The following is an 11,193-nucleotide window of genomic DNA, read 5'->3' as shown; positions in this document are numbered from 1 at the left end:
TGCTTTGTCTTGCCAACGGTTCAGTGTTTTCAAGCTGATATTCAATATATCAGCAGCTTGGCGACGGCGCGCACCCTCAGTAATGGCTTGATGAAACCATTCCAAACACTGCTGGCGCTGTGCAAGTAACGTTAGTTGTCCTCGCTGTCGATTCCGTACCAAGCATCGAACTTTTTTGAAAGAATCAACAGCGTGCTCGCCTCTGCAAGTGCTTTATCTTTACGTCTCAATTATTTTTCTAACTCTTTGATTTGATTTTATTTTCATTTTCTTTTTCTTTGAGCGTTTTTCGAGGTGTTTTTGATGCTTTCACAACCGATTGGTTGCCGTGAACACAAGCCTGCTTCCATTGTTTTATCTGATCTGGATACAGACCTTTTTCACGGCAATATTCACTCAGATCAGCTTCATTAAAGCGGGCGGTTTCAAGGACAACAGCAAGCTTAGCTTCAGCAGACCATTGTTCAGAACTCAGATGTTTTTCAGGCACGGGATGACCAGAGAGATTGAATCGTTTGCGCCAATTGTACAATGCTGCTTCAGAAATACCTTCTTCTTTAGCAAGCACAGCAATGGATAAGCTTTGAGGGGGTAATAATCTTTTTAAAACAGCATGTTTTCTTTCTTCAGAATAAGAGGGCATGTCCGTAATTCCTGCCATCCTTAATTGAAAAAGGATGGATTAAGTTAAGGGACAACTATCCTGACAGGGCGGGACAGATCTCAGTTTTACATCGAACTACACGCCTTTACACTTGCTGTGAAGGGGCCAGTAACATTCTCCGAATCATATCATTCCTAGCATAGAAATAGAGTAGTACAAAGTAATTCCAGCTAGGTTTTTAATAGGAGGTTTGTGAATAGGAGAAAATACCTGTGTGAATTATTTTCTTTGATCTCCGTGAGATATTGTTTCAATGCGCTTGCATTGTTTTGAATGGTTTTAGACACTGTGTAAGGTTTTTGAGGAAGAAAACGACTCTGATGCGGATTATATAGAACATTGCTATAAGCTATAAATTGAATAGTCCGAGTTCGATTTTATCAGAGCTGGTAGACGAGAGCAGGATGGTGCTCCTAATGCCTTGTGGTTCAATGATATGAGTATTAATTTTAGCTGCGTCTTCAGGACTGCTGAAATGAAAATTATCTGGGTGTATCAGATGATCAAGCCAGGCGATAACTATGCTCGCTATCTGTTGCGTCCTGTCTTCAGTGGCAGGAACCTACATGACAGCAGCCGCGATTTTCGTTTGGCTGAGGGTAGCTAAACCTTTCATCTTTTAATTTTTTAATTTTTACTTCGGTTTTTCTTGTAAAAGAAGATGCAAGGAAACATTAATTAGTTTAAACGTATGATTTAAAGATAAATTAATAATAGTTAGAATTAATTAGCATTTATATTTTTAATATAACATCTTGTTGTCAAATCTTCCGGTATAGGTTGTATTTATATCGTCTGGCCGGGTTGTTGTGTAGCTGATTGTGCGAGGTGATGTATGGTGGGGGGCGTTGTTGTGCAGTGCTCGGTATGGATGCGGGAGTTTTTAAAGCAGCGGTCTTTGGAGAAACCAGATCGACGTGGGCTCTATGCCTATCATTGTCAATCTTTGGAATACATTCGGTTGCGGGAAATTCTTCACGGATTTTCACCATCGGAACAGTCATTAAACGATGCAACCTGTGGTTGTTTTGTTATTTACTGTGCGGAATGGTTTCGTAGGGAATACAGAAGTGAATATGGATGGCAGTGGGAAAAAATACATCAGTCTCTAGAAACTGATCTTTCTGCTTCAGAGCGACCTGAGGTGATGGAACGCGGGTTCAACTTTTGGCTGCGACCATTACATACTTACACGGACGAACGAAGAGACTTTATTGGCTCGGTCTTCAGTGAAGGAGGTCTGCCATTTCAATTACTGCGCGAAGATGGCAGTCGTTTTCAAAGCCTTTTCAACAACCTGCTTAAAAAACACCAGTTGCAACAATTTACCGGCTCGCGTACCGCCGATTTGGTTGAGGACCAGCTTCGTAAATATAGCTTCCCCAAAGTGTTTACTGAACCTGCTTCTATTAGCCTGATTGCGGATATGGTGGATCAGCTAATTGTACTGGTTACTGACTACGCTCTGGATGAACATAGTGAGCCAGTGAAAAGGCTGGATAGTGTGCATGCAAGATGGCGTGAAGAATTTCCTCTTCCGTTGGATGAACAAACCGGTAAAGAATTCCTGAATGGCTTACTCACTCAAGCTACCTGCGAGCAAAAATTAAATCGTAGCAGGCGCGATGAATTATCTTGCACGCATTTTTGGTCTAAAAATAATCCGCATCATTTAATTGTCAATATTTCTCTACCCAAGAAGTTGGAATTTTCACTACAAATTCAGCCATCAACTACTTATTTTGACCTGACTTTAGTAGAAGATGGCCAGGCCATTGGGGATCTTGGTGCAGTATTTGCCCGTATCAACAATCAGGTCGCAGAACTCACAATCAAGCGGCGCATGTTCAGTTGCAAACGGAAAAACTGCACTGCGTCGTTAAAGCTAGTAGCGACTGCGGGTGGGGTAGTTATTGCTGAAAAAATGATAAGTAATAGCAGTGTTGCTTTGGGTGAAGAGCCATTAGGATTTGAACCAGACCAGCAGCAATGGCGTTTAGCAGGCCAAGCTTCATTTAGTTCTGCTTCAACAGATCTTTTGTTGATGTTGCCAGAAAACACTCAGGTTAAATTGGCTGATCAGCAAACTACCCAGTTGACAGAATGCCCATCGGTGTTGGGCTGTTTGTTATATCGACTTCAAGGTAAAGCGCAACTACATATAACCAATCATGAGCATTATTGTATCCAGAGTGGTGCAGTCTCTTTGGCCCAGCTGGGACTGGATCTGGTTTATGCTGATCTGCCTCTTAACTGGTCATGTAAACCAGCGCTGAGTTTTATTGGCCTACCTAAAGTGCAATGGCCGAGGGGTGCTGGTGGATTAGAGCAGGAAGCCGAACTGTTTATTTCGGGTAAATCACATCAGCAAGTGCCATTAATCGAACACTATGGCGTACATTGGTTATCGGTGCGTAATCAGACAGGTAATACGCTGCTGCGTAGAAAAATTGGAATATTGCCCGCAGATTTTAAAGTGGAGCTCATCAGTGGTCAGCCTGGTGAAGGAAGTATTCTGGTGCATTCACAGCATCGCTGCTTACTGCAGTTACCAGATTGCAGTAGCATCATCACGAGCAAGCAGGTTAAACATTCGGGTTATACCGAGCTGCAATTAAGTGCCAAAGCACTCCCGCCATCAATAATTACCTTGCAAGTAACTCCAAATTTACAGGAGCTGCCTATTTGCATTGAGCTGCCGTTTCCAGGTAGTGGCTGTGTAGGTTTCGATGCCAAAGGCCAGCGCTTAAAACCAGATCTCTGTATAGATGAATTGTTGGGAAGTCGTCTGTATCTTTACGGGCAGCCAGGCAGAATTACCGGTTACGATGTTGAGCTTGGCCTCAAAGGAAGTCATTCCCGTCAATCTCACTATCATTGGCGCTATCAGGCCGACGATAAACCAGTAGAAATCAGCCTGTATGCGATACGCGATCAAATTGCCGATATATTATCGTTAAATAGCGGACTGGATCAGGTTGCAGAGTTGAGAATATTTAGTGCTGGTAAAGAGCAGCTCTACCGAATACGTCGCTATGCTATGACATTAGAATATGATGCTGAATACCAGCAAGTCAGCTTTGGTGTTATGCACGATCAAAAGGCAGAAACACACAGACTGCAGTTGATGCTTTTGCATGACCCACTGCGTGCGGAGGCCCTTCTAACCTCTCAATCATCGCAGGGTGTAGCAACCGGTCTTTATGATTTGCCAAATTGTATTGAAAAAGACGGTCCTTGGCTGGTATTGCCACAAAAAGATTCATCGGTAGCCTTCAGGCCACGCTTTATTCCGGGTAATCCGATCGCTGTCAATTTCGGGGAAGATATCAAGACTCTGCATAAAGCATCGCGGGCGTTTCGCCATGGTGAATTTGTCAGTTCGTTTGATGGTGTATTTGACCAGATGGCGATGAACCCAGAACATAGTGGCTGGCAATTTTTGCGTGACCTGTTGAACCACTATGGCTACTTGCCACTGGCAACTTTTGAAGTTTGGAAATCTTTTATTCATCACCAACCAGTGCTGGCAATGGCATTATTCAAATTTGAAATGAAGACTTCTTTTCTGGTCCGCCTAGAAGCCGATTTTCCTTTCTTTTGGGAGTTTTTCCCAATTACTGAAATTCAGTCAGCAGCAAGATATTTTTGTGATTGGATGATGAAAAAAGGCCTAGATCAAGCAAGGGCACAAATGATCGTTAACAAACGTTTTAGTGCGCTGGGCAGTTATTTTTCAAGTTATGGTGCAAGTATTGAAAAGCATTTAACGACTCAATCTCAAGATCAGGAAATGAATTTCCCCAAGCCAATATTTGAACAGGTCGTGCTATCAGCTTGGCATATGACATTGATTCGGCAGCGAAGTGAAGCCAAATGGCCGGAGTATGCAGCAACCAGTTTACAGCGATGGTATCTGCAGTATGCTCAGAAACTGGTGAGATTCCCGTCGATCAATGATCATCAGCGATCCGTAATATATTTACCAGTGTTTGCTGCTGCAGTTACTTGTGGTCAGGCAAGAGTAAGTGATGTATTTATAAATGATGCTGATGCGGTGTTTTTTATGCGACAGGTCAGGGATTTTGACCGCGAGTGGTTTGATTCACTGTATCAATATTGCGTAATTAATTATTTGAAAAACGCATAAACAAAAATTTTAAAATAAAGGCAGTACCAGTTAAATGAGTCATTATTTTTCTTCCCTTATTGATCAGACAGTTTCCCGTTCCACTGAATCAACACTGAGCATTCTGGGGATCACTAATCCCGCATTACGTCAGCATCTCGGTTCAATTATGAGTGGTGAGTGTGGTGAATCTGGAGCTTTTCTGGCACCACCTGTATTTGAGCAAACATTTGGCTGGCAAGAATCTTCTGTCACCATGCAGCAGTTAGTTGACCAGTCACAGCTGTTGAGTGCAGAGATTGTAAAAGCACTAGATAAAGCACTTGGACGTTCCCGTTTTGGTGCGGATTGGAAGCCGTTTGTTCACCAGTTCAACAGTTGGCAGTCTTTGTTGCAAAAAAAGCATTCGGTTGTAGTTACCAGTGGAACTGGTTCGGGAAAAACCGAATGTTTTATGATTCCGGTATTACAAGATTTATATCAGGAATATCAGGAAAATAATCAGCAACCTTTGGAAGGCGTTCGGGCGCTGTTTTTATATCCACTTAACGCATTAATTAATTCTCAGCGTGAGCGTTTAAGCGCCTGGACGCATAGTTTTGGTAAGGGTATGCGTTTTTGCTTGTTTAACGGTAATACTCAAGAGCTAAATGCCACGGTTCGATCTGAACAAGTAAAAAACCCTAATGAAGTTTTATCGCGTGAGTTGATGCGTGAGCATCCTGCGCCAATTTTAGTGACTAATGGCACCATGCTGGAATACATGATGGTACGCCAGGTTGATGCTCCAATAATCAAAAAATCCCGAGAACAAAAATCCCTGCGTTGGATTGTGCTAGATGAAGCCCATACCTATATCGGTTCCCAGGCGGCTGAATTGGCGCTGCAATTACGTAGGGTGATGCATGCTTTTGGTGTAACGCCAGACCAGGTTCGCTTTGTTGCCACATCTGCCACTATTGCCGGTGATGACGCTGCTGACCAACTAAAAAAGTTTTTATCCGATTTATCTGGCGTACCTTGTTCTCAAATTGATGTTTGGGGAGGCAGTCGTGTTGTGCCTTCTCTTGGGCCATGTAAGCAACAACCGGTCTCGTTGGAGATGCTGGAGGAAATGCCTTGCGCAGATAGTCAGGAGCCAGATATTCACCCCCAGCGGTTTAAGGCGTTGATTGATAGTCCCCAAGCGCGCAAATTACGCCAGTTGCTGGTGAAAAATAAACAGCTCAGGCTAGATCAGTTGCTAGATGAAATGAAGCAATCCGGCTGGAGCCTGTCACAAAATGAATTATTACGTTGGCTCGATCTAGCAACAGGGACCAAACCCAACAAAGATGCTGATGCTTTTTTAAAATTGCGAGCGCACCTTTTCCAGAGAACAACCAGTGGGCTATGGGCCTGTTGCGATAAAACCTGTTGCGAGAAACAGCATTCTTCTCTCAAAGATACCGATTGGCCTTTTGGTTATGTGTATGTCGATCAGCGACAGCTTTGCCGTTGTGGCAGTCCTGTTTTTGAGCTGGTCTTCTGTAATGATTGTAATGATCCTCATTTGCTGGCACAGGCTAATCAGGGAATATTGACGCAATGGAAAAGTGGTCATGATGATGAGTTTTCTCTTCAGGCTGAAGGCTCTGGCGATGATGAATATATTGCCATCAGTGATCCCGATCAGCAGAAAAAATCAAACCGAAACAAACAGCCGGTTGTGTTGTCTGCTGCAAAGCATATCAGCCAAGAATACCAACCGCTATTATTGGATCGTAGCAGTCGAACCTCTGTGATTGAGCCTTCCAATGCAATAGAGTTAGGGCTGCGAGAAATAGAAGCACAGTGTAGCCAGCCAGGCTGTCGCTTTACTGGCTTTAAAGATGGATTTCCATTTCGCAGAGCCTTGCTAGGCGGCCCTTTTTATGTGGCAAACGTAGTCCCAACAGTATTGGAATACTGCCAAGATTTTTCTGACCCTGATAATAAATCCATCGGCCCACAGTCATTGCCAGGCCGTGGACGCAGGCTGATAACCTTCACCGATAGCCGTCAGGGCACTGCACGTATGACGGTAAGAATGCAGCAGGAAGCTGAACGAAGTCGTTTGCGTGGGCTGGTACAGCAGACCCTTGCTTGGTATCAGCGGGCAGCCAGTGCCAAAACAACGAGTAGTAACCAGCCTGAAAAAATCGAGGTACTAATTGCCAAGCTTGAAAATGATGTAGAGCTGTATTCATCTATGGGGATCCAGGATGAACTCGAAGAGACTTTGCAAAAACTGCAGCGCTACCGAGCCATGTTGCAAGGCGGTACATCGGTGCCTTTGAAAGCTTTATCTTGGAAAGATATGATTAAAGAGCTTTCACAAAAATCAGATATTAAAGCCTCAATTCTTGAATTTAATAAATATCATAAACCCGAAATATTTGACCAAGTTACTGGCCCACATCGACTGTCAGAAATGCTGCTGTTCAGGGAATTTATGCGCCGGCCAAAGCGACAAAATAGTCTGGAAACACAGGGTTTAGTTCGGGTAAGCTATCTGGGGCTAGATAAAATTAGCCAGCTACCAGAGCATTGGCAGCTGCATCAATTGACGCTTGATGACTGGAAAGATTTTTTAAAAGTTGCCTTGGATTTTTACGTTCGAGAAAACAGCTTTATTCAGCTGGAAGATAGCTGGAAAATCTGGATTGGTATGCGCTTTTCTGAAAAAAGTCTGCGTAAGCCACAATCTAAAGAAAAAGATGAAAACCGGATTAAACGTTGGCCACAAATTCGCAACGGTAATTATTCCCAGCGTTTAATTAAACTTTTATTGCTAGGAGCTGGTTTACAGCCTGCGGACAAAATAGCCGTCGATATGGTAAATGACTGGTTAGAGAAGGCTTGGAAAACTCTAACCTCAGCAGAATCAGTACTTAAATCGGAAGACAACCGCTTTTTTTTACCGCGGGAACATTTGCAGTTTTCCTTAATGGAGAAAGCATTTATTTGCCCAGTAACTAATAAGTTATTAGATACTACTTTTAAAGGATTTACTCCCTATCTACCGCAGCACATCAACTTTACCTGTTTAACGCCGCAGAAATTATCGCAATGGAAAACCACAGAAATTGAATTACCGCAAAGCTGGCATTTTGATAACACCCAAGATGATTATCAGTCAGGGCTGCACAACATTCGTCAAATGCTGGCCGGTGACAGTAAAATTCGGCATCTGCGTCAGAAAAACCTGTGGACGGATATTAATGACCGTACACTAGAGGGTGGTTTTTATTATCGCACCGCAGAGCATTCAGCACAGCAATCTGCAGAGCGGTTAAAGCAATATGAAAAAGACTTTAAGCGGGGCAGAGTCAATGTGCTTAATTGCTCTACAACTATGGAAATGGGAGTAGATATTGGTGGAATATCAGCAGTTGTAATGAACAATGTTCCTCCCCATCCGGCAAACTACCTTCAAAGAGCAGGTAGGGCAGGGCGGAGTAAAGAATCGCGTGCTCTTGCATATACATTATGTAAAAACAATCCGCATGACCAGCAGGTATTCGCTCATCCAGACTGGCCATTTAAAACCAGTATTCCGGCACCTGCTGTTACACTCAGCTCGCAAAAACTGGTGCAGCGCCATATTAATTCATTGTTATTATCGAACTTTTTGTGCAATCACCCAGGGGCCACACAAAATGAAATAACCCACTTGAATACAAAATGGTTTTTTGATGAAGAGATGGGTGAATCCATGTGCCAGCGTTTTATAGCGCTATTGTCTGCAGTAGAGTCAGACTTGGATACAGCCATTGCCCGTCTAGTCAAAGGCACTGCTTTAACTGCTGTGAAACCGAGCCAACTGCGAAGCCATACCAGATCTGCTATCGAGAGGCTGCAAAAACGCTGGTTAGTGACTTTTAACTATTTGCTTGAGGAAGAAAAGCAAGCAGTTAAAAAAAGCCCGTATCAAAAAAGAATTCAAATTGAAAAAGCCCGTCACTGCAAAGAATATTTATTACGTGACTTAGCCGCACGAACATTTTTACCCGGTTATGGTTTTCCAACTGATGTGGTGAATTTTGATAACTTCAGCATGGAAGACTTTATTCGAGATAAGAAAAACCAATCTGGAAATTACTACGATCGTGAAGATAATGTATCTCGTTACAAGGGGTTACCATCTCGCAACTTAGCAATTGCGATTCGGGAGTTTGCCCCAGGTGCAGAAATTGTTCTGGATGGTAGGGTATTTCGCTCCGCAGGTGTTTCATTGCATTGGCATAATTTGAATGCTGATAGCGTTGAAGAGCAGAAAATCGATATTGCCTGGCGTTGTGACCGTTGCGGTGAAGTAGGGTATCAGGAGGGGTTATCCCAGCGGGATACTCTGATCTGTACCAATTCGGCCTGTCAGGCGGAAATAGCACCGGAAAATACTCGCAATGTGCTGGAGCCTACCGGTTTTGTAACTGATGCGTATGCACCGGTATCTAACGATATTCATCATCAGAAATTTATCCCGATGCAAGCGCCATGGGTGTTTGTCGCTGCTTCAGTATCTGTACTTCCCAATCCAAGGCTTGGTCATATGACAGCAGGTGCCGAGGGCAAAGTGTTTCATTACAGTGCTGGCGAACATGGATATGGCTATGCGCTGTGCATGAGCTGTGGCCGCGCCGAGTCTATGCTCTCTGCCGATAATTTCCCTGACCAACTCAATCCGTCAGCAGCGCATTTTCCGCCGCGTCCGGGCAAACATGATAAGGATGAAAGTAATAAGCGAGTTGCCTGTCGCGGTTCTCAAAGCATTCGTCCTTGTGTGCACCTGGGCTCAGTTGCTACTACTGACGTCTTCGAATTAATCCTGAGAAACCCTCAAACCAGCGAGTATATTGCTGATACTGATCAGGGAAAATCAGTAGCGATTACATTGGCAGTTGCCTTGCGTGCATCACTGGCAGAGGTGCTGGGTATCGCAGCATCGGAGCTGGGTTATGCGAGCCGCCCCAGCAAAGTGGAAAATAGCCAGTCGGTGAGAATTATTCAGCTCTATGATGTGATCAGCGGTGGCGCTGGTTTTGCAACTAGTGCGCCCTTACATATTGAGCGTGTTTTACAGTTAATGGCTAAAAAATTGAACTGTGATCACTGTGAAACAGGCTGTAGCGAGTGCCTGTTGGATTCACAAACACGTCATGATTATGATCGGCTCAATCGGCAGATGGCGTTGGAATGGTTGGGTGTAGAGTTTTCCCGACATGTTGGCTTAGAGCATCAGGACAAATGCCAAATGCCCGATGCAATATTTGCCCCGGGAAATCTGGAGCAGGTGATTTTAAGGATGATAGCCAATGGTGCAGACCGGTTGAGCCTAGTTGCCGGTGGAGATCCACAGAACTGGGATTTACTGGCACCTCAATTTAAAAAATCCTTACTTAGTTATGTCAATCTTCACGAGTTGTCAGTTGATTTTCTGGTGCCACAACAGATTGAAAATGAGGAGATCATTCAGGATCTTAAACAGCTAGCCTATGCTGGAATTAACATCTGCAGCACCAAAACGCTATCTGACAAACCGATTGCAGTGCAGGTCTATATTGCAGATCAACTGATCAGTATTGCCAGCGGCACATCTCCACAGCAGCCTAGTTGCAACTGGCACCAAGGAGATCAGTTGGTGGTTGCTTCAACCAGTGAGTCGGCATTTGACCTTATTCCCTTCGCATTTCCGATTACTGATGTGCCGCAGCAAAATATTCCAGCACAACCTACAATTGCTGATCTGCAAATACAGCAGCAATTAAATGGCCCTTATATGTCATTTGGTGATCGTTTCTGGCAGTTTGTTTCCAGCAAAAATTCACAGATAGAACAAATGTTGCAATCGGTGAAGGTAGAAAAAATAACTTACTCTGACCGTTATATTCAAAACCCTGCTGCTGTGGCTATTCTTGGCTCATTATTGGGCAGTTTCCGATCGCGTATGATTGAAGATGCACAAGTGCATGTCACAACACTGTTTAAAGCCAATAAACAAGTTGGTAAACGTGCATTTGATGACTGGGCTTATCAGGATGACTTTGAAGCATTTACAAGCAACTGGCTGGGAGCACTGACTGGCAAATCGGTTCACGTAACAGTTAAAGATTCCAACCGGGATATTGCTCATCATCGACGTCTGGATATTTATTTGCAAGGCGGCAAGGTAGTGAAAGTTCGTTTTGATCAGGGGGTTGGCTACTGGAGAATCCAGTTTAACTCTAGCCGAGATATTTGGCTAGATTTTACCGCACCGGCCGCACAACAAGTTAGCCAGCTGGCGCAGTCAATAGAACATGCCAAAGTACAAAGCTCAGAAAACAAATGGGCAACTGATGTTGTTGTGGAGCTGATCGAGTAACCTGGTGTGTTTTCT

At 43.8% G+C, this 11,193-nt stretch carries 3 protein-coding genes; 2 read left to right on the top strand and 1 reads right to left on the bottom strand.

The genetic code is table 11. The features are described 5' to 3' along the window. Positions 1 to 238: 238 nt before the first annotated feature. Positions 239 to 643 carry a transposase gene (locus DC094_RS19725; RefSeq protein ID WP_158527408.1) on the bottom strand — a complete coding sequence of 135 codons (405 nt, stop codon included), beginning with the start codon at positions 641 to 643 and terminating at the stop codon, positions 239 to 241. An 856-nt stretch (positions 644 to 1,499) separates the two neighbouring features. Between DC094_RS19725 and DC094_RS19720 the strand changes: the two genes are divergently transcribed. Together DC094_RS19720 and DC094_RS19715 are read left to right on the top strand one after the other, a co-directional pair. Further along, positions 1,500 to 4,814 (top strand): STY4851/ECs_5259 family protein, encoded by a 3,315-nt coding sequence (locus DC094_RS19720; protein ID WP_339374135.1) that lies wholly within the window; start codon positions 1,500 to 1,502, stop codon positions 4,812 to 4,814. 34 nt (positions 4,815 to 4,848) lie between these two features. After that, the gene (locus DC094_RS19715) at positions 4,849 to 11,178 is read left to right on the top strand and encodes a DEAD/DEAH box helicase (RefSeq protein WP_116688847.1); all 6,330 of its coding nucleotides are present in this window, start codon (positions 4,849 to 4,851) and stop codon (positions 11,176 to 11,178) included. Positions 11,179 to 11,193: the final 15 nt, after the last annotated feature.

This window comes from Pelagibaculum spongiae (assembly GCF_003097315.1).
GTDB classification, from domain to species: domain Bacteria; phylum Pseudomonadota; class Gammaproteobacteria; order Enterobacterales; family Pelagibaculaceae; genus Pelagibaculum; species Pelagibaculum spongiae.
Note: the sequence above shows the minus strand (reverse complement) of the source record. Positions and strands in the feature narration are given on the sequence as shown.

Bases quoted from the DNA above. Each gene is read 5' to 3' on its own strand.
- DC094_RS19725 (WP_158527408.1), bottom strand. From the start codon at position 643: ATGCCCTCTTATTCTGAAGAAAGAAAACATGCTGTTTTAAAAAGATTA.
- DC094_RS19720 (WP_339374135.1), top strand. From the start codon at position 1,500: ATGGTGGGGGGCGTTGTTGTGCAGTGCTCGGTATGGATGCGGGAGTTT.
- DC094_RS19715 (WP_116688847.1), top strand. From the start codon at position 4,849: ATGAGTCATTATTTTTCTTCCCTTATTGATCAGACAGTTTCCCGTTCC.